Source organism: Achromobacter sp. NFACC18-2, assembly GCF_900108985.1.
Taxonomy (GTDB): Bacteria; Pseudomonadota; Gammaproteobacteria; order Burkholderiales; family Burkholderiaceae_B; genus Achromobacter.
This window is the reverse complement of the sequence record NZ_FNYM01000024.1, coordinates 17,069-36,319: the sequence shown is the minus strand read 5'-3', so window position 1 is coordinate 36,319 and position 19,251 is coordinate 17,069. Positions and strand designations below refer to the sequence as shown.

19 protein-coding genes are annotated in these 19,251 nt (G+C 69.9%); 2 read left to right on the top strand and 17 right to left on the bottom strand.

Annotated features, from left to right (window positions below; all coding sequences use genetic code 11):
* Positions 1-24: 24 nt before the first annotated feature.
* The 11 genes from BMW75_RS27075 to BMW75_RS27025 form a co-directional block, all read right to left on the bottom strand.
* Positions 25-543 (bottom strand): lipocalin family protein, encoded by a 519-nt coding sequence (locus BMW75_RS27075; RefSeq protein ID WP_092582615.1) that lies wholly within the window; start codon positions 541-543, stop codon positions 25-27.
* Between the two features lie 11 nt (positions 544-554).
* Positions 555-1,637, bottom strand: coding sequence for an SAM-dependent methyltransferase (locus tag BMW75_RS27070; RefSeq protein ID WP_092582614.1), 1,083 nt, complete (start codon positions 1,635-1,637; stop codon positions 555-557).
* Between the two features lie 11 nt (positions 1,638-1,648).
* Positions 1,649-2,416, bottom strand: a complete 768-nt coding sequence (locus BMW75_RS27065) for a DUF1295 domain-containing protein (RefSeq protein ID WP_092582613.1) — start codon at positions 2,414-2,416, stop codon at positions 1,649-1,651.
* The gene (locus tag BMW75_RS27060; protein ID WP_254792137.1) at positions 2,413-2,928 is read right to left on the bottom strand and encodes a DUF2878 domain-containing protein; all 516 of its coding nucleotides are present in this window, start codon (positions 2,926-2,928) and stop codon (positions 2,413-2,415) included. Before BMW75_RS27060 ends, BMW75_RS27065 begins: the two co-directional genes overlap by 4 nt.
* Positions 2,925-4,199 carry an SAM-dependent methyltransferase gene (locus tag BMW75_RS27055; RefSeq protein ID WP_092582612.1) on the bottom strand — a complete coding sequence of 425 codons (1,275 nt, stop codon included), beginning with the start codon at positions 4,197-4,199 and terminating at the stop codon, positions 2,925-2,927. Before BMW75_RS27055 ends, BMW75_RS27060 begins: the two co-directional genes overlap by 4 nt.
* Positions 4,196-4,972 (bottom strand): DUF1365 domain-containing protein, encoded by a 777-nt coding sequence (locus BMW75_RS27050; protein WP_092582611.1) that lies wholly within the window; start codon positions 4,970-4,972, stop codon positions 4,196-4,198. Before BMW75_RS27050 ends, BMW75_RS27055 begins: the two co-directional genes overlap by 4 nt.
* Positions 4,969-6,234 (bottom strand): NAD(P)/FAD-dependent oxidoreductase, encoded by a 1,266-nt coding sequence (locus BMW75_RS27045; protein ID WP_092582610.1) that lies wholly within the window; start codon positions 6,232-6,234, stop codon positions 4,969-4,971. Before BMW75_RS27045 ends, BMW75_RS27050 begins: the two co-directional genes overlap by 4 nt.
* A 2-nt stretch (positions 6,235-6,236) precedes the next feature.
* Positions 6,237-7,169 carry an acyl-CoA desaturase gene (locus BMW75_RS27040; protein ID WP_092582609.1) on the bottom strand — a complete coding sequence of 311 codons (933 nt, stop codon included), beginning with the start codon at positions 7,167-7,169 and terminating at the stop codon, positions 6,237-6,239.
* A 77-nt stretch (positions 7,170-7,246) separates the two neighbouring features.
* Positions 7,247-8,149 (bottom strand): alpha/beta hydrolase, encoded by a 903-nt coding sequence (locus tag BMW75_RS27035; protein ID WP_092582608.1) that lies wholly within the window; start codon positions 8,147-8,149, stop codon positions 7,247-7,249.
* A 58-nt stretch (positions 8,150-8,207) separates the two neighbouring features.
* Positions 8,208-8,879: an anti-sigma factor gene (locus BMW75_RS27030; protein WP_076515477.1), complete on the bottom strand. Its 672-nt coding sequence runs from the start codon at positions 8,877-8,879 to the stop codon at positions 8,208-8,210.
* On the bottom strand, positions 8,876-9,421 hold the full coding sequence (locus tag BMW75_RS27025; protein WP_076515479.1) for an RNA polymerase sigma factor: 546 nt from the start codon (positions 9,419-9,421) through the stop codon (positions 8,876-8,878). Before BMW75_RS27025 ends, BMW75_RS27030 begins: the two co-directional genes overlap by 4 nt.
* Positions 9,422-9,685: 264 nt before the next feature.
* On the opposite strand from BMW75_RS27025, the gene BMW75_RS27020 reads away from it, so the two are divergent.
* Positions 9,686-10,705, top strand: a complete 1,020-nt coding sequence (locus BMW75_RS27020) for a histone deacetylase family protein (RefSeq protein ID WP_092582607.1) — start codon at positions 9,686-9,688, stop codon at positions 10,703-10,705.
* A 19-nt stretch (positions 10,706-10,724) separates the two neighbouring features.
* Here BMW75_RS27020 and BMW75_RS27015 read toward each other — a convergent pair whose 3' ends face one another.
* Positions 10,725-11,243 (bottom strand): GNAT family N-acetyltransferase, encoded by a 519-nt coding sequence (locus tag BMW75_RS27015; RefSeq protein WP_092582606.1) that lies wholly within the window; start codon positions 11,241-11,243, stop codon positions 10,725-10,727.
* Positions 11,244-11,455: 212 nt separating this feature from the next.
* Here BMW75_RS27015 and BMW75_RS27010 point away from each other — a divergent pair, with 212 nt between their 5' ends.
* The gene (locus BMW75_RS27010; protein WP_092582653.1) at positions 11,456-12,589 is read left to right on the top strand and encodes a metallophosphoesterase; all 1,134 of its coding nucleotides are present in this window, start codon (positions 11,456-11,458) and stop codon (positions 12,587-12,589) included.
* A 50-nt stretch (positions 12,590-12,639) separates the two neighbouring features.
* On the opposite strand, the gene BMW75_RS27005 is transcribed toward BMW75_RS27010, so the two are convergent.
* Genes BMW75_RS27005 through BMW75_RS26985 form a run of 5 tightly spaced genes read right to left on the bottom strand, consistent with a single transcriptional unit; the run spans position 12,640 to position 19,106 of the window.
* Entirely contained in the window at positions 12,640-14,307 is a 1,668-nt protein-coding gene (locus tag BMW75_RS27005; protein ID WP_092582605.1) for a long-chain-fatty-acid--CoA ligase, read from the bottom strand.
* 37 nt (positions 14,308-14,344) lie between these two features.
* Positions 14,345-15,499 (bottom strand): acyl-CoA dehydrogenase family protein, encoded by a 1,155-nt coding sequence (locus BMW75_RS27000; RefSeq protein WP_092582604.1) that lies wholly within the window; start codon positions 15,497-15,499, stop codon positions 14,345-14,347.
* A gap of 29 nt (positions 15,500-15,528) precedes the next feature.
* Entirely contained in the window at positions 15,529-16,353 is an 825-nt protein-coding gene (locus BMW75_RS26995; RefSeq protein WP_092582603.1) for an SDR family NAD(P)-dependent oxidoreductase, read from the bottom strand.
* A gap of 39 nt (positions 16,354-16,392) precedes the next feature.
* Positions 16,393-17,577 carry a lipid-transfer protein gene (locus BMW75_RS26990; protein WP_092582602.1) on the bottom strand — a complete coding sequence of 395 codons (1,185 nt, stop codon included), beginning with the start codon at positions 17,575-17,577 and terminating at the stop codon, positions 16,393-16,395.
* Entirely contained in the window at positions 17,574-19,106 is a 1,533-nt protein-coding gene (locus BMW75_RS26985) for an acyl-CoA synthetase (RefSeq protein WP_092582601.1), read from the bottom strand. The genes BMW75_RS26990 and BMW75_RS26985 overlap by 4 nt, the downstream gene beginning before the upstream one ends.
* Between the last annotated feature and the right edge of the window lie 145 nt (positions 19,107-19,251).

Genomic DNA, 19,251 nt, shown 5'->3' with positions numbered 1-19,251 from the left:
TGGAAATCGCGGTCTGGCTGGCGTTTACCGGTCGCAGCGCTGCGGCACCTTGCGCGGGGTTTCCGTGTAGCCCAGCGCCGCCACCCTGCGCAGCAGGTCGGCGTAGACCGCGTCGTCCAGGCAGGGCACGCGCGCCATGACCCAGACGTAATCGCGCTTGGAACGGCCGATGATGGTGGTCTGGTAGTCCTCGTCCAGGTAGGCGATGACGTACTCGGCCTTGATGGGCCAGATGAACTGCATGCCCCAGACCGCGTTGCCGGTGTCCGGCCGCACGGTGGCGACCGGGTGCATGGTGTCGACCGGGGCGTCGAAGCTGCCGTCGCGGTAGCGGAAGTCGGTCTGCACCCGGCCGTCCGGCAGCCGCCGGTAGCTTTCGACCGCGTCGTAGGCGTTGCGCTCGGGCCAACTGGGAATGTGCGCGATCACAAACCAGTCGCCCATGAAGCGGTCCAGATCCACCTGGGCCACCGGCGGCATGGGCGGCGGCGACGCGCAGCCGGCCAGCAGGGCGGCCGCGGCGATGTACAGGGTTCGCAGCATGATGGTTCTCCTCAGGGCCGCGTGTAGCGGTAATGCGCCACGCCCCATTGCTGGCCGGCGTCATAGCCGAAGAGCTCGGCGCACGCCATCCAGAACATGCGCCAGCGCTGGTTCCACAGTTCGGCCAGCGGCGCGCCGTAGGCCTGCCCCAGCACCGCCATCGCCTGGCCGCGCCGCGCATCCTGGTTGGCGAGCCAGTGGTTGGCGGTGCGCGCATAGTGCGTGCCGTCGAGGAACCAGCGATCTTCCAGCTGCAGGTCGCGCTGGAAGTGCAGCAAGGTATGCGCCGACGGCATGATGCCGCCGGTGAAGAAATGCCGTCCCATCCAGTTGTCGGCCCCCTCGGTCTCGAACGGATAGGCGCGTTCGCGGTGCGCGAAGATGTGCACGAACAGCTTGCCGCCGGGCCGCAGCCACTGGGCGATGCGCGCCAGCAGGTCCTGGTAGTTGCGCATGTGTTCGAACATTTCCACGGAGACGCAGCGGTCGAAGGCGGCGCCGGGCAGCGTCAGCACATTGACGTCGCACGTGACGACCCGCACGTGCGACCAGCCCCGCTCGCGGCAGCGCGCCTCGATGTGCTGGCGCTGGGTGGCGGAATTGGACACCGCCGTGATGCGCGCGTTGGGAAACTGCTCGGCCATCCACAAGGTCAACGAGCCCCAGCCGCAACCCAGCTCCAGGATGTCCTGGCCGTCGGCCAGCCCGGCGCGCTCGCCGTACAGGCGCAGCATGGCGAGCTCGGCCTGGTCCAGCGTTTCGCCGCCGGTCGGGTAGTAGCAGCTTGAATACTTCATCCGCGCGCCCAGGCACAGCTGGAAGAAGGCGGTCGGCAATTCGTAGTGCTGAGCGTTGGCGGCGTCGGTATGAATGGCCACGGCGCTGGCGCGCAGCCCGGCGATGAGCTGGCGGTCGCGCTCGGTCCAGGCGTCGATGCCGCCGGCATATTCCTGCGCCAGTCGCTGGGCGCACAGGCGCCGCATGCCCAGCCGCAGCAGCGCGTCGGGCAGCAAGCCGCGTTCGGCCAGCCCGAGCAGGCCGGGCGCGGGGCGATCGGCGGCCAGGGGAGTGTCGTGCAAGGTGGCGGTCGTCATGGCGTGCCTCGTCAGTGTTTGGGAAACCAGGGAAAGAAGGCCGACGTGCGGTGCTGATAGTCGCGGTAGTCGTCGCCGCGCGTGCGCAGCGCCTGCTGCTCGGTGAACGGAATGCCGCTGATCCAGCGCAGGAACACGTACATCAGCACCGGTCCCAGCCAGGCCATCCAATGCAGCGGCGACCCCCAGGCCAGGGCGACATAGCCGAACCAGTGGCACCATTCGAAGAAATAGTTGGGATGCCGCGAATAGCGCCACAGGCCCTCGCGGCAGGTGCGGCCGCGGTGGGCGGGGTCGTCGCGGAAGCGGTCGAGCTGGCGGTCGGCGATCACCTCGCCGGACAGCGCCGCCAGCCAGATCAGCAGGCCCAGGACCACCGGCCAGCCTTGCGCCGGACTGGCGCCGACCGCCAGGAACGGCAGGCAGAACAACATCACCAAACCGGCCTGGAACATGAACAGGCCGAAGAACTTGCCCTGGTGGCCCTGCCAATGCTCGCGCAGCGCGCGATACCGTCCGTCTTCGCCCTGGCGCACGCGGCGCCACAGATGCCAGGCCAGCCGCAACGACCAGACGCCCGCCATCAGCGCCAGCGCCAGCCGGGCCGCGACGCTGCCCGTGCCGGTGGCGGCGATCAGGCAGGCGGCCGCGCCCATGCCCAGCGCCCACACCACGTCGACGATGCCGGCATTGGCGCGGCGGCGCTGCCAGCCCCAGGCCAGCGCCATCGCGACGATCATGCCGGCCGCGATGCATAACCATTGCTGCCAGATCGTCATGATGCCTCCCGGTTCCAGCGCCGCGCGCCCGCGGTCAGCGCCGGCAATGCCAGCGCCCAGCCCGCCGCCAGCGCGGCGGTGGCGCGCCACGCCGGCGGTTCGAATTGCACCGCCTGCCAGCCACGCGCGGCGCCCCAATAGGCCAGCGGTCCGCCAATTGCGCCGACCGCGCAGGCCAGCCAGGGCCGCGGGCGCAGATAGGCGAGCGAATGGTTCAGGGTCAGCGCGAACGCCGCCCACAACGCCAGGATCCAGGCCGGCGCAAGCCAGCCGTCGGCGGCATAGCGCGCCCAACCCAGCGCGGACAGCGTGCCGTCCAGCGCCATGCCGCAGATCACGGCGGCCCCGGCCAGGCGCAGATCGGCGCGCGCCGTGGCCGACGCCGCCAGCTGGGCCACGATGAAGACCAGGGCGGCGGCCACGCCCGGCCAGGCCAGGCCGTGGCCCGCGCCGATCACGGCGCTGAACCACACGAGCTGGTAGCCGATCAGGTTGGCCCAGAACCGCATCATGCGTCCTCCCTCACCCAGCGCGCGCCCGTGACACGCGCCTGCGGATGCGTCAGCAGCAGGTGCGCAACGCCGATCGAGCGCTCGCGAAAGCCGCCTTCGCAGTACGCCAGATAGAACTCCCACAGCCGGCAAAAGCGCGCGTCAAAGCCTTGCGCCCGCACCTGCGGCAGCCGCGCCAGGAAGCGCTCGCGCCAGATCTGCAGGGTGCGCGCATACGACAGGCCGAAGTCTTCCAGGTGCACCAGGGCCAGGTCGCAGGCGCGCGTCTTGGCGCGCAGCATGGCGTCGATCGACGGGATGAAGCTGCCCGGAAAGATGTGGCGCTTGATGAAATCGACCGACGCCAGCGCCTGCTGGTAGCGGTGGTCTTCGATGGTGATGGCCTGGATCAGCGCGCGGCCGCGCGGGTCGAGCAAGTTGGCGACCTGGCGGAAATAGGTCTCCAGGAAGTTCGCGCCGACCGCCTCGATCATCTCCACCGACACCAGTTTGTCGTATTGCCCCTGCAGGTCGCGGTAGTCCCGCAGCACGACTTCGACGCGGTCCTGCAAGCCGGCGGCGCGCACGCGCTCGACCGCCAGGTCGTGTTGCTCGCGCGATAGCGTGGCGGTCGTGACATGGCAGCCGTAGTGGCGCGCCGCGTGGATCGCGAAGCCGCCCCACCCGCTGCCGATCTCCACGACGCGGTCCGTGGGCTGCAGTTCCAGCTTGCGGCAGATCGTCTCCAGCTTGCGATGGGAGGCCGCTTCCAGCGTGTCGTCGCCGTCGGCCCACATTGCCGAGGAATACATCAGGTCGTCCGACAGGAACAACCCGAAGAAGGTATTGCCCAGGTCGTAGTGCGCGGCGATGTTGCGCCGGCTGCCCGCGCGGGTGTTGGCATTGCCCGCATGCCAGCGCCGCAGCGCCCAGCCGGCCAGCCGCGCCAGGCCGGATTCCATGGCGTCCAGCGTGTCGCGGTTGCGCACCAGCAGGCGCACCAGGCCGACCAGGTCATCGCAGCGCCACAGGCCGTCGCCATAGGCTTCGCCCGCGCCGACGCTGCCTTGCGACGCCACCAGCCGGTAGAACCCCAGGTCGCTCACGGTCAGCCGCACGCAGGGATCGCCCCGGCCCAGCGTGACGCTGCCCAGGCTGTCCTCGATCAGCAGCTGGCCATGGTCCAGCGCCGCCAGGCTGGCGAACAGGCGCTGGCGCAACAGGCGGTCGAGCGGGCCGGCGCGGCGGCTGGCCGCGATCGAAGCGTGTTCAGAGGGCGTCATGGGCTTCATTTCGGTTCTCCGTTGGGCGTGCGGGGATGGTCGTAGACGGGGTTGCGCTTGAGCCACAAGCGCAGCGCCTGCCAGTGGATGGCGCCGATGACCTGCAGCGTCATCAGCGGATAGCGCCATAGCAGCCGGGCCAGCGCCGCGCCGTCGAGCGCCCGGCGTTGCAGATCCAGGCGGGCGTCGAACTGCGCCACGCCCTGGCGGCTGACGCGCATGTGCACGCGCAGGTCGTCCGCCGGTGCGGTGAAGCGCCAGTCGTAGGCGCAGTCCATGGGCATGAAGGGCGACACGTGGAAGCGCTTGTCGAAGCGCCAGGCCAGCGCCGCGCCCTCGCGCTCGGCGGCGGTGGCCGGCAGCACCACGCAATGGCGCTGCTTCCAGGGGGTGTTGGTGATTTCCGCCACGATCGCGGCCAGCGTGCGGCCGTCGGCCTCAAAGCAGTAGTAAAAGCTGACCGGGTTGAAGACATAGCCCGCGTAGCGCGGATGCGCCAGCAACCGGATCGGCCCGGCCGGCACGTCCCCCAGGCTTGCCCGCAGGCGTTCGCGCACGGCCTGCGCCAGCGGCAGCCCGCCGTCCGCGTCCAGGTAGTCGGCGCGGCGCCATTGCGCCAGGTTGGGCCGTTCGACCGACCACAGCCAGCGCCCCTGGAACACCTGGTCGATCTCGTCCAGGTCCAGGTAGAGCTGGGCCATGCGGTAGCCGAAGCCATGCGCATGCGGGTGGTGGCGCCGGTGCGTCACCCTGCCCTCGTAGACGGCGCTTTGCAGCGTCATGCCGCCTCCCGGGCCCACGCCTGCGGCCGAGACTGGATGGCGCGCACGACGTCCAGCGCGCTGGCCACGCCATCCTCGTGAAACCCCCAGCCCCAGTAGGCGCCGGCGTACCAGGTGCGCCCCCGGCCCGAGATGTCCGCGCGGCGCGCCTGTGCGGCCACCGACGCATGGGTGTAGACGGGATGGTGATAATGCATGCGCGCCAGCACGTGCGCCGGGTCGATGGCGTCGCTGCGGTTCAGCGTCACGACGAACGGCCGCAGCGACTCGATGCCCTGCAGCAGGTTCATGCAATAGCTGACCGAGCATGGCGCGGCCGGGTCGGCCGGCACATAGGCATTCCAGGCGGCCCAGGCCTTGCGTTGGCGCGGCAGCAGGCGCGCGTCGGTATGCAGCACCACGTCGTTGTCCTGGTAGGCGATGGCGCCCAGCACCTCGCGCTCTTCTCGCGTCGGGTCCGCCAGCAGCGCCAGCGCCTGGTCGCTGTGGCAGGCGAAGATCACTTCGTCATGGGGTTCCTGACCGTCGCGCGTGACCACCTGGACGCCGGCGGCGTGCCGCCTGACGCTGCGCACGGGACAAGCGAGCCGCTCGCGCACCGTCCAGCGCTGGCGCATCGCATCGATGTAGCGGCGCGATCCGCCCCGCACCACGCGCCACTGAGGCCGGCCGCTGATCCGCAGCATCTGGTGGTTGGCCATGAACTGCACCAGGTAGCGCGCCGGGAATTCCAGGATGCGGGCCGCCGGCGACGACCACAGCGCCGAGGCCATCGGGATCAGGTGATCGGTGCGGAAGGCGTCGCCATACCGGTGTTGCGCCAGATAATCGCCCAGCGTCGGGCCCGGATCGGGCGAGTCCAGCAGCGCGGGGGCCTGGCGGTAAAAGCGCAGCAGGTCGCGCACCATGCCCAGGAAGCGGGGCGACACCAGGTTGCGCCGCTGGCAGAACAGCGTGTCCAGCGAGGTCGCGTTGTAGGCCAGGCCATCGGCCTCCTTGTGGACCGAAAAACTCATGGTGGTGGGCTGCGACGCCACGCCCAGTTCATCCAGCAGGGCCGTGAAGTTCGGGTAGTTGAGCGGGTTGTGGACGATGAAACCGCTGTCGACCTGATACGGCCGGCCGTCCAGCTCCACCGCGTGCGTGTGCGTATGCCCGCCCAGGTAGTCATTGGCCTCGTACAGCGTGACCTCGTGGTCGCGGCCCAGCTTCCAGGCGCAGACCAGTCCCGCGATGCCCGAACCGATGATCGCGATGCGCATGTTCACTCCTTGGCGGCGGCCAGAGCCCAGGCCGGCACGGGTTTGAGGTCCCAGATCAGGCCGGCGGCCGCCAGAAGGCGCAGGCCGTACCAGGTAATGTCGATCTCGCGGGCGCGGAACCCCTGCCGCGCCGAGCCCGGATAAAAGTGATGGTTGTTGTGCCAGCCCTCGCCGAAGGTCAGCAGCGCCAGCCAGGCGTTGTTGCGGCTGTCGTCGTCGGTGTCGTAGCGGCGCTTGCCGTAGCGGTGCGCGAGCGAGTTGATGGTGACGGTGGCATGAAAGAGCGCGACGGTCGAAACGAAAAAGCCCCAGACCAGCATCTGCGGCCCGTCGGTGCCCAGGCCGGGCGCCACGCGCTCCAGCAGCGCGCCCAGGCCATAGCAGCCCAGGGCCAGGGCGAGCGGCACCGCCGCGTCGTAGCGGTCGAGCCAGCGCAGTTCGGCGTAGCCGCGCAGGTCCGGCACGCGCGCCAGGTCGGTGGCGAAGGCGCGGCGCGTCAGGAACCAGCCCATGTGGCTCCACCAGAATCCATGGCGGCGCGGCGAATGCAGGTCCTGTTCGCCGTCGGCATGGCGATGATGGTGGCGATGGTGGGCCGCCCACCACAGCGGCCCGCGCTGCGCGCACGATGCGCCCAGCACGGCGAACACGAGTTGCATGCCGCGCGAGGTGCGGAAGGTGCGATGCGAGAAATAGCGGTGATAGAACCCGGTGAGGGCGAACATGCGCACGGCGTACAGCGCCGCCGCCAGCGCCAGCGCCGCGGGCGACACGCCGGTCCACAGCGCCCCCAGGCAGCCGATGTGCAACAACGCAAAGGGCAAGGCGCGGGTCCAGTCGATGCGATCGGGATCGCCGCCCGGCGCGTCCTGCGCCTGCGTATCGACCCATCGCCTGATCGAAGCGGTCCAGCCTGCGAAAACGGAGCGCATCATGATGTCCTGTGTGAAACGTGTCGGGATATACGGGCGGGCGGCCGCAACGGATGCGTCGGATGCATCAGTGAAAACCCTTATTTCTGGCGCACCGCGTTCGGGCAGGGATGGGCCACGAACGCGTCCAGGTCGTCAAGCACCGGCGCGCGCCAGCGCAGCGGGCGCGACAGCGTGCCCACCAGCAGCTTGTGGCCGAGGTCGGGGTAGGTCACCAACCTGGCGCACGCGCCGGCGGTTTGCAGGGCGGCCGCCAGGCTGGCGCTGTTGCGGCGCGGGTCGACCGTGGTATCGGCCGCGCCGGTCAAGAGCAGGCCGGGCGGCGCAGCCGCGCTGACGTGGTGGATGGGTTGCGAGTCGGGCGGCGTGTCCGGGTAGCCGAACACCGGCCGCAGCGTGCGCGAGACGATGGGCAGGAAGTCATAGGGCCCGGCCAGGCCGATCCAGCCCGCCAGCGCCGCGGGGCTGGAGCCGGCGCCGCCCAGCCAGCGCCCGTCCAGCGCCAGCATGGCGGCGATGTAGCCGCCGGCGCTGTGGCCGGCGACGAAGACGCGCCGCGGATCGCCGCCATGGTCGGCGATATGGCGCTGGGTCCAGGCGACCGCCAGGGCGGCGTCGCGCAGGAAGTCCGGGTAGCCGGCTTCGGGATAGAGCCGGTAATCGACAATGACCGCGACCATGCCGCGCGCCGCCAGCGCGTCGCCGACGAAACGGTAGTCGGCCCGTTCCCCGCTGCGCCAGCTGCCGCCGTAGAAGAACACCACCACGGGCGCATGCGCCGCGCCGGGCGGCCGATACACGTCCAGCCGCTGGCGCGCCAGCGGACCGTAGGCCAGTCCCGCCGAGACCCGGTGGGCGTCGTCGGGCACGGCGCCATTGAGCACCGTCAGGGGCGAACAGGCGGCCAGCAGGCCAACGGCCAGCGCGGCCAGGACCACGATGGCAAGCAGGCCGCGCGGGCCTGCGGTAATCCAGGAAGACATGAGGGGCTCCGCAATGGGATACCCCTCTATACGCGTTCCGGCCCGCTTTGGATGCGGCTCAGATCTTGAGCACGTCGCCGCTCATGATGACCGGCCCGGTCGGTTTGCCCGACGGCGATCCGCCGGGCGGTTCAAGCGTGATGGCCAGCTTCTGGATGCCTTCCAGGCCCTGGCTGCGCCGCAGCGCCGTCTGGCCATCGGGCGCCACCACGCCGACCGATTGCGGCGCCTGCCCGGGCGGGATCACCCACAGTTCCAGCGCCTTGCCGCCGGCGCGCGAGGCCAGGTCCTGCAAGGCGTGGACGTGCAGGCCGCCGCGCTCGTCGGCCCGCACCACCAGCATGGCCTGCGCCTCCGGGCTTTGCAGCACCGCCATCAATTGCGTGCGCGCGGCGCGGTCGACCTGCATCGGGTAGACCACCACCCCGGCCACCAGCACCGCCGCCAGCGCGCCGCTGAGCACGCGCCAGAAAGCCAGGCCCTGCCAGCCGCGGGCGCCGCCCGGCTTCAGGCGCGCTTCGATGGCGCGCCAGACGCGGCGTGGCGGCACGCGGGTAGGCAGCGACCACAGCAGCGGATAGATGTCGTTTTCCCAGTCGCGCACCTGGCGGCGCAGGTTGGCGTCGGCGGCCATCAGGCCCTCGAAGCGACGGCGCGCGCCGCCCCGCATGGCGCCGGCCACGTAGTCGGCGGCAAGCCGCGCGCGCAGTTCGGGATCGCTGTAGTTCATGACAGGCACCTCTTGAGCCGGTCCATGCCGCGCCGCACCCAGCTCTTGATCGTGCCCAGCGGCGCCTGCAGGCGCCGGGCGATCTCGCTGTGGCTGAGGTCATCGAAGAAGGACAGCGCGATGGCGGTGCGTTGCTGCCCTTCCAGTTGTTTCAGGCAGTCGGCCAGGCGCTGGCCGTCCTGGTCGCGTTGCAGGCGCTCGAAGGGGCCGGGCGCGTCGTCGGCCCAGGCCTGCGTCAGCTCGCCGTCGGCGTCGGGACGCTCCAGGTCCGGCCTGCGCAGCAGGTCGATGCAGCGATTGCGCACGATGCGCGTCATCCAGGTCATGACTTGGCTCTGCTCCGAAGAATAGCGGGCGGCGTTGCGCCAGATATTGATGAAGCTGTCCTGGAGGACTTCCTCCGCCCAGTCGCTTCGCCGCAATATACGTACGGCAAGCGCAAATAGATGCGGGGACGTCTGTTGATAGAGTTCGGCCAGCGCGGATTCCTGGCCGCGGGCGCAGTCCTGTATCAATGCCTGCAGACGAAGCGGGTCGGGCATGGCGGCTATCCGGGTCACTGATGATGCGGCCGCGCGCGGGAAACCGGCGCGCGGGAGGGCGGAAGTCTTCGTGCGCATGATACAGGCAAGTCCCCCGCGCTGGCGGCGGCGATCTTTAAGGCCGGCCGCGCGCACGGCCTGGGGTAATCCCCCATAAGCAGGGGGTGGCCGCTGGATAAGAATTCATGGTTTTCTCACTGATTTATTCCCACGGCCGCCTCGCATCTGGCGAGCAGTCCACATTAGGCATCAGGGGTCCCTGGCATGAAGGCGTTTTTCCACGACGATCAAAAGCTGCACCATCCGCAGACCTACTTCTCGCGCGGCAAGATGCGCACGCCGCAGGAGGTGCCCTCGCGCCTGGACGGCCTGGTGCAGGCGGCCCGCAAGCTGGGATTCGACGTGCAGGCCCCGGCCGACCACGGCGCCGGGGCGCTGGCGGCGGTGCACAGCCTGGACTACCTGCGCTTCCTGCAGGACGCCCACGAAGACTGGATGAAGCTCCCCGGAGACTGGGGCGGCGAAGTGGTGTCCAACGTCTTCGTGCGCGAACCCAACGCCCTGCGCGGCGTGCTGGCCAAGGCGGGGCGCTATCTGGCCGACGGCAGTTGCCCGGTCGGCCCGAAGACCTGGCATTCGGCATACTGGTCGGCGCAATGCGCCATCGCGGGCGCCGAGACGCTGCTGGCCGGCGACCGCCACGCCTACGCCATCTGCCGGCCGCCCGGCCACCACGCCCGGCGCGACGCCGCGGGCGGCTTCTGCTACCTGAACAACGCGGCCATCGCCGCGCAGCGCCTGACGGCCCGCTTTCCGCGCGTGGCCATCCTGGACACCGACATGCACCATGGCCAGGGCATCCAGGAGATCTTCTATCACCGCAGCGACGTGCTCTACGTGTCCATCCACGGCGATCCCGAAAACTTCTACCCGGTGGTGGCGGGCTTCGAGGACGAGCGCGGCGCCGGCGAGGGCCTGGGCTACAACATCAACCTGCCGATGCCGCACGGCTCGCCCGAATCGGTGTTCTTCGACCGGCTGGCGCAGGCCCGCCGGGCGATCGAACTGTTCCAGCCCGATGCCCTGGTGCTGTCGCTGGGCTTCGACATCTTCGAAAAGGATCCGCAGGCCATGGTCAGCGTGAGCGAAGACGGCTTCGAGCGCCTGGGCCGGGAAGTCGGCGGCCTGGACCTGCCGACGCTGATCGTGCAGGAAGGCGGCTACTACATCGAAGGCCTGGAATCCAACGCCCGGCGATTCTTCACCGGCCTGGGCGCCGCCTGATCCGGCGCGGGCCGTCCCGCTACGCGCCGCGGCCGACCGGCAGGCGCATCGCCACGCGCCGCTGCGCGGGCAGGCCGTGGCGCGCCTCGGCCTGCAGCACCTCGTGCAATCGCGAGCCCGGCAACGCCGGGTCCGGCTGGAATCCCAGCCGCGCATACCAGGCCGCATTCCACGCGACATCGCGGAAGGTCGTGAGGGTGACGGCGTGCATGCCCGCGCGCAGGGCATGCTGCAGCGCCGCGCGCACGAGCTGCCTGCCCACGCCCTTGCGCTGATGGCCGGCGTCGACGGCCAGCTCCCACACGTGCAGGTCGTCGCCGAAGGCTTCGGCGGCCAGAAATCCGCACAACTGCCCCGCGTCCGTTTGCGCCACCCAGGACGTTCCCTGCGCGATCAGCCGCTGGTGCGCGGCGTCGGACATCGCGTCATCGTCGGCGATCCATTCCAGGCCCGCAACGCCCCGAAACAGCGCGCCGGCCGACCGCTCGATGGCGGGCAGCAGGGCGGCGTCTTCAGGGCGGGCGGGGCGTATCGGCATGGGATGGCGGGCGGTTGAGTTCTGGCGGCCGTGATTCTACGCCGCCCCACGCCGCGCGGCAGGCGCGGGGCCATGCCGCCACGGCGCGCCATGTTGCAGTATTCGCCGGCAATCCGGTGTTTAATCGGCGCTCCCTCGCGGGATACGCCGACCGGGCGACGGCGCCTGCCGCGCCCGGCGGCCTTCACAACAAGATCACCAGGATTTCGCACGTGTTTCATGTCATCACCGGCCTTATCGCGCTCTACGTCATCTGGCGCTTCGTCTGGCCCCTGCACTGGCCCGCCGCGGGCAGGATGCTGCTGGCCGTATTGGTGCTGCTGTCCGCCGAGCACCATCTCATCACCCGCAACTTCTTCGGGACCATGGCCTCGCCCGAAGTGCCCGCAGCCGTGCTGATGGCGCTGGGCGCGGCGTTCGGCGCGGTCATCCTGCTGGCCCTGTTCCTGTTCATCCGGGACGCGGCGGGGCTGGCCCTGTCCGTCTTTTCGCGCAGCCGGGGACGCGCCCTGCTCGCCTGCCCGCGCCTGCGCACGGGGCTGGCGTGCGCCGCGATGGCGCTGTCCGTGCTGGGCGTCTGGCAGGCGGTGCGCGTGCCGGAGGTCAAGACGATCGAAGTCGCCCTGCCCCACCTGCCGCGCGCGTATGACGGCTTTCGCATCGTGCACCTGACGGACCTGCACGCCAGCCGGCTGCTTCAGGCCGACTGGATGCGCGCGGTCGTCGCCCGCGCCAATGCGCTCGAGCCGGACCTGACGCTCATCACCGGCGACCTGGTCGATGGCACGCCCGCGGCGCGCGCCGCCGACGTGCAGCCGCTGGCCGACCTGCGCGCGACGCATGGCGTGGTGGCGATCCCGGGCAATCACGAGTACTACGCCGAATACCTCGGCTGGCTGCAGGCCTTCGAGAAGCTTGGCCTGCGCATGCTGCTCAATGCGCACATGACCCTCGAACGCGACGGCCAGCCGCTCGTGCTGGCGGGCATCACCGACAGCATGGCGGCGCGCGTGGGCCAGCCGCTGCCCGATATCGATGCGGCCATGAAGGGCGTGCCGCCCGCGTCGGCGGTGATCCTTTTGAGCCATCGCCCGGTCGGCGCCGAGCGCCATGCCCAGGCCGGCGCCGGCTTGCAGCTGTCCGGCCATACGCACGGCGGACAGATCCTGGGTCCGCACCTGCTCACGCAGTTGGCCAACGAGGGCTACGTGTCGGGCATGTACCAGGTGGGCGGCATGCAGCTCTACGTGAGCAATGGGGCGGGCCTGTGGCCCGGCTTTCCCATCCGGCTGGGCCGCCCGTCCGAGATCACGCAAATCGTGCTGCGCGCCGCCCCGCCCGCCTGACGCCAACGCCGGGGTGGCGGCCTGGCGGCGCGCCCCTTCCTTGTCGGGGATCAGGCCGTGGCGCGCTGCGCCTCCTGCAGCGCGCGCCACAGGATCTTGCCCGTGTTGGATTTGGGCAGCGCATCCACGAACTCGACGATGCGCGGCGCCTTGTAGGCCGCCATGCGCTCGCGGGCCCAGGCGATCACCTCGTCTTCCCGCGCCGTGTCGCGCGCCTCGGGCCGCAGCACCAGCAGCGCCTTCACGGTTTCGCCGCGGCAGGCATCCGGAACGCCGATGACACAGGCCTCGTGCACGGCCGGATGCTCGTACAGCGCATTTTCGACCTCGGCCGGCCAGACCTTGTAGCCGGAAGCGTTGATCATGCGCTTGAGGCGATCGGTGATGAAAAAATAGCCTTCGTCGTCCACGCGTCCCAGGTCTCCGGTACGGAAATAGCGCGCGCCGTCCAGCATGAAAAACGCCTCGTCGTCCGCCGCCGGATTGTTCCAGTACCCCTGCATGATCTGCGCGCCGCGCGTCACCAGTTCTCCGGTCTCGCCGGGCGGCAGTTCTTTCAGCGTGGCCGGGTCCACCACCCGCGTGTCCACGCCGAAGGTCGGCACGCCGATGCACTGGCGCTTGTTGCGGTGCATGGGATTGCAGTGCAGGAACGAGGCGCTTTCGGTCAGGCCGTAGGCTTCGTTGAAGACGATGCCGTAGCGGTTGGCCAGCATGCCCGCCACGGCCTCGGGCATGGGCGCCCCGCCGCCGCACAGCAGCGCCAGGGCGGACAGGTCGTAGTCTTCGATCCCCGGCTGCGCGAAGAAATCCACGATCATCGCCGGAGCAGCCGCCCACACGCTGACGCGATGCCGCGCCATCAGTTGCGCGGCCACCTTGCGGTCCCAGCGCGGCAGCAGCACCACCGTGGCGCCCAGCAGGATCGGCAGGTTCATGCAGTTCTGCATGCCCAGCAGGTGGAACATCGGCGCAACGCCCATGATGATGGCCTCGCAAGTCAGGCCCCGCCACAGTTGCGACCCCGTGGCCGCGGCCGCCAGCGTGCCATGCGTGTGCCGGCAGCCCTTGGGCCGGCCCGTGGTGCCGGACGTATACGGCAGCAGGCACAGGTCCTGCGCCCTGGCCCGGTGAGGCAGCGGCGGCGCATTGACCGCCATGGCGCCATACCAGGGCACGCCGCCCCGGATGTCCGGCATGCGCCGGGGCGCAGCGATCTCGGCCGGCGGCGCAACCGCGCCGTCGCCCGGCCCCAGATAGTCCGAATAGGCATGCACGATCACGCGGTCCAGCCGGCCGTCCCGCGTGAAGTCCGCCAAGCGGCCGGCCAGTTCCTGCGCCGCGAACGCGACCCGCGCGCCGCTGTCTTGAAGATAGTGCGCCAGTTCGTCCGGGGTGCTCATCGCATTGACCGGCACCACCACGGCGTCCGCGCGCAGGATGGCGTAGTAGGCAATGATGAACTGCGGACAATTCTGGCTGAACAACAGCACCCGGTCGCCCGCCTTGATGCCGGCCCCGTGCTGCAGATAGCCGGCCATGGCGTCGACCTCGCGCTTTAGGCGCGCATAGTCCAGCGTCGTGTCGTAGAACACGATGGCGGGCTTGGCGGGATAGCGCGTGGCGGACGCTTCCAGGTTGAAATACAGGCTGGACTGCGGCTGGCTGATGGCCAGCGGCAATCCCTTGGGCCAATACCGATGATGCGCTTGCTGCATGCCCTGGGTCTCCGGTTCCCGCGTCGTCGGCGCCGCCTCAGGCGACCAGGCCGCGCGCGATGATTTCTTTCATGATTTCGTTCGAGCCGCCATAGATCTTGCCCACGCGGGCATCGGCGTACATGCGGGCGATCGGATACTCCAGCATGTACCCGTAGCCGCCATGCAGCTGCAGGCATTCGTCGATGACCTGGCAGTTCATCTGCGTGGTCCACCACTTGGCCATCGCGGCGGTCGGCAGGTCCAGCGTGCCGTCCAGTTGCCGCGCAATGCAGTCGTCGACGAAGCGCGCCGCGATCGTCGCGACCGTCTCGCATTCGGCCAGTTTGAAACGCGTGTTCTGCAGGTCGATCAGCGGCTGCCCGAACACCTGGCGCGTCCGGGTGTAGGCGACGGTCTCGTCGATGGCCCGCCGCATGGTGGCCACCGCGCCCACCGCGATCAGCAGGCGTTCGCGCGGCAGTTGCTGCATCAGTTGCGCAAAGCCGCGGCCCTCCTCTTCGCCCAGCAGGTTGCAGGCCGGCGCCCGCACCGCGTCGAAGAACAGCTCGGCCGTGTCCAGGCTTTTCTGGCCCAGCTTCTCGAGCAGCCGGCCGCGGCGAAAGCCCGGCAGGTCCCGGGTTTCCAGCATGATCAGCGATATTCCGCGCGACCCGGCCGCGGGATCGGTCTTGACCACCACACAAATCAGATCGGCGTGCAGGCCATTGGTGATGAAGGTCTTGGCGCCATTGACGACATAGGCGTCGCCATCGCGCGTCGCCGTGGCGCGGATGCTCTTCAGGTCGGACCCCGCGCCCGGCTCGCTCATGGCGATGGCCCCGACGAGCTCGCCGGTGGCCATCTTCGGCAGCCAGCGCTGCTTCTGGGCCTCGGTGCCGTAGTTCAGTATGTAGTGGGCCAGGATTGCGCTGTGCACGTTGTTGCTGAAGCCATGGACCATCGCGCGCGCCTGCTCGGCCGCCACGATGGCCTCGTGCGCGAAGGTGCCGCCGCCGCCGCCATAGGCCTCGGGCATGCTGACGCACAGCAGCCCCATGCGCCCCGCCTTGCGCCAGATCTCGCGATCCGCGTGCTGTTGCTTGCGCCACCTGGCTTCGTCGGGCGCGAACTCCTTTTCGAACAGGCGCCGGGTCGAATCCTGGAACAGCGTCAGGTCGGCGTCCATCCAGCTTTTTTTCGGGGTATCCATTGGGGTATCCATTGGGGGCTCCCGCAGCGTCAGGGACGTCCGCCGCCCACGACCAGCACCTGGCCGCTGACGTAGTTGGATTCGGGCAGGCAGAACAGGTACACCGCGCCCGCCGCCTCTGCCGGCGTGCCCGCGCGGCCGATGGGAATCAGGCTTTCGGCGTTTTTGAGCACCTGCGGATTCACGCCCACCTTGATCTGCCGGCCCTGGATGTCCAGCGTGGCGTCGCCGTCGGCGGCGGCTTCGGTGAGCCGGGTCTTGATCAGCCCGAAGGCCACGCTGTTCACGTTGACCTTGTAGCGCCCCCATTCCTTGGCCAGCGCCCGCGTCAGGCCGTTCACGCCGGCCTTGGCCGCCGCGTAGTTGGCCTGGCCCGCATTGCCCATCACGCCCGAGGTGGACGAGATGTTCACGACCTTGCGAAAGACCTCGCGGCCCTCGGCGGCCTCGGCCTTGGCCGCTTCGCGGATGAAGCCAGACGCGGCCCGCAGAATGCGGAACGGCGCGGACAGGTGCACCGCCAGGATCTCGTCCCATTGTTCGTCGGTCATCTTCTGGATCACGTTGTCCCAGGTATACCCGGCGTTGTTCACGATGATGTCCAGCCCGCCGTAGGCGTCCAGGGCCGCCCCCACGAAGCGGTCGGCAAAGCCGGATTCGGTGACGCTGCCCGCGCAGGCCACGGCCTGCCCGCCCGCCTTGCGGATCAGCGCCACCGTGTCGTCGGCGGGCCCCGCGTCCAGGTCGTTGACCACCACCCTGGCGCCCTCGCGCGCCAGTTTCAGCGCGATTTCCTGGCCGATGCCGCGCCCCGATCCGGACACCAGCGCCACCTTGCCTTCAAGCGTACCCATGCCTTGTCTCTCCATGCTTGTTCTCCATGCTTGTTCTCCTTATGCGGCCTGATACAGCGTGACGACGCACGCGCCGCCCAATCCCAGGTTGTGCTGCAGCGCCAGGCGCGCGCCCTCGACCTGGCGCAGGTCCGCCTGGCCGCGCAGTTGCCAGACCAGCTCGGCGCACTGCGCCAGGCCCGTCGCGCCCAGCGGATGACCCTTGGACAGCAGGCCGCCGGACGGATTGGTGACGACGCGCCCGCCGTAGGTGTTGTCGCCTTCCACGATGAATTTTTCCGCCGTGCCCTCGGGCGTCAGGCGCAGGCCTTCGTAGGTGATCAGTTCGTTGGCCGTGAAGCAGTCGTGCAGCTCGACGACATCCACGTCGGCCGGATCCACGCCCGCGGCCTCGTAGACGCGGTCCGCCGCGGCGCGCGTCATGTCGTAGCCGACCAGCTTGCGCATGTCGCCGGCGTCAAAGGTCGATGGCAGGTCGGTCGTCATCGCCTGCGCGGCGATGCCCACCGCGGGGCGCAGTCCGTGGCGACGGGCGAAATCGTCCGAGCACAGAATGGCCGCCGCCGCGCCGCAGGTGGGCGGGCAGCACTGCAGCCGGGTCAGCGGGTCGAAGATCATGGGCGCGGCCAGCACTTCGTCCAGCGTCACGGTCTGGCGGAACACGGCATACGGGTTGCGCGCCGCGTGCTGGCGCGCTTTGACCGAAATGCGCGCGAACGTGTCCGCACGGATGCCGTGCGCTTTCATGTAGTCGCGGCCGGCGCCGCCGAAGAACTGCGCCGCGCGCGGCTTGTCGGCGTCGTAACCCTGGAGCTCGGTCATGGACGCCGCGAAGGCCTGCAGCGGCGACGGGCGGTCTTCATACACGCCCTTCAGCGCGCCAGGCACCATCTGTTCAAAGCCCACCGCCAGCGCGCATTCCGCGGCGCCGCTTTCGACCGCCTGCCGCGCCAGGAACAGGGCCGACGAACCGCTGGCGCAATTGTTGTTGACGTTGAATACGGGGATGCCCGTCAGGCCCACGCCGTAGACCACCGCCTGGCCGGAGGTCGAATCGCCATAGACATAGCCCGCGTACGCCTGCTCCACGGACTCGTAGGGCAGTCCGGCGTCCTGCATGGCGTCGCGCACCGCGCGCATGCCCATGACGAAATAGGGTTCGCTCGCGCCGGGCTTGCTGAACGGGATCATGCCGACGCCGGCCACCCACACTTTTCGATTCATGCCTGCTTCTCCTGAAGAGTCGACGCGGCGGACGCCGCGCTGGGGAATCCATGGCCCTGCCGCAGCACGGACTTCAACACCTTGCCCGCCGCCGACATGGGCAGGTCGTCGCGGAATTCATAGCTCTTGGGGCACTTGTAGGGCGCTAGGACCTTGCGGCAATGCGCGTTCAACGTGGCGGCATCGGGCGCTGCGCCCGGCCGCGCCACGATCACCGCGTGCACGGCTTCGCCCCACCGTTCGTGCGCCACCCCGATCACCGCGCAGCGCGCCACGCCCGCATGCCGCGCCAGGGCGGCTTCCACTTCGGCCGCGTAGACGTTTTCGCCGCCGGTGACGATCATGTCCTTCAGGCGGTCCACCACGTACAGATAACCGTCGTCGTCCTGGCGCGCCGCATCGCCCGTCAATAGCCATCCGTCGGCAAACATCCGCGCCGTCTCGTCGGGCCGGTTCCAATAGCCGGCGACGACCATGGGACCGCGCACCGCCAGCTCGCCCACCGCGCCGGGCGGGACGTCCTGGCCGTCGGCCGCCAGGATGCGCACCTCGACCCCGACCGCGGGACGGCCCGCCGACAAGGCGCGCGGCCCGCCCTGCCGCACGTCGGCATTGAGGGCCACCAGCGCCGAGGTCTCGGTCATGCCGTAGGCATGCACGAATTCCGCATTGGGAAAGGCGTCCAGCGCCCGGGCCAGCAGCGCGGGCGCGATGGGGGACGCGCCCCAGATGACGCGCTGCACGCCGCCCAGCCGGTAGGTCGCGAAATCCGGCGCATCCAGCAGCATCTGGATCATGCTGGGCACCAGCAGCACTTCGGAGACGCCATCGTCCTGCAGGGATTGCAGCACCGCCCCGTGATCGAATCCCCGCTGCATCACGACCGACGCGCCCGCCAGGAACTGCCCCATCAGCCGGCCCAGTCCGGCCACGTGGAAAAGCGGCGCCACCAGCAGCACGCGGCTGTCCTGCGGCGTGGGGACGGTGGCCAGCCGGGCGACGGCGGCGCTCCACAGATTGGCGTGCGTCAGCATCGCCCCTTTGGGCATGCCGGTCGTGCCGCCGGTGTACAGAATGGCGGCCAGCGCGTCGCCGCCCGCGCGGCAGTCTTCCAGGGCGGGCGCGGCCTCGGCCAGCGCATCCAGTTCGGGCAGCGGCAGCGCCTGCGCCGCGCAAGCCGACAGGCTGCCGGCAAGGCGCGGCGACATCGCAGGGTCCGCCAGGGCCAGGCGCGCGCCGCCGTCCGCCAGGCCCTGCGCCAGCTCGGCGTCGTTCCAGCGCGTGTTCAGGGGCTGGATGACCGCCCCCAGCCACCAGCACGCGAGCATGGCCGACACGTACGAGGCGCTGTTCGCGCCCAGCAGCGCAACCCGGTCGCCGCGACGCACGCCGTAGTCCCGCAGCACGGCGGCCTTGCGGGCCGCCCAGGCCAGCAGTTCGGGATAGGTCCAGGCGCGAGCGCCTTCACGCAAGGCGATCGTGCGGGGATACAGCCGGCTTGCCCGGTGCAGGCCCTGAGTCAGATACATAAGCCCGTGTTCCTCCTGCGGCGCGCCGGCGTGCCGGCTCGGTGTCTCGTGCGGCGCGGCGTCTGGCGGCCGGCCGGTGTCCAGTCCGTAGGTTCCCGCCGGCCGGGCGGCGCGGCAATGGCCGCAGGCGTCAATCCGATTGGCG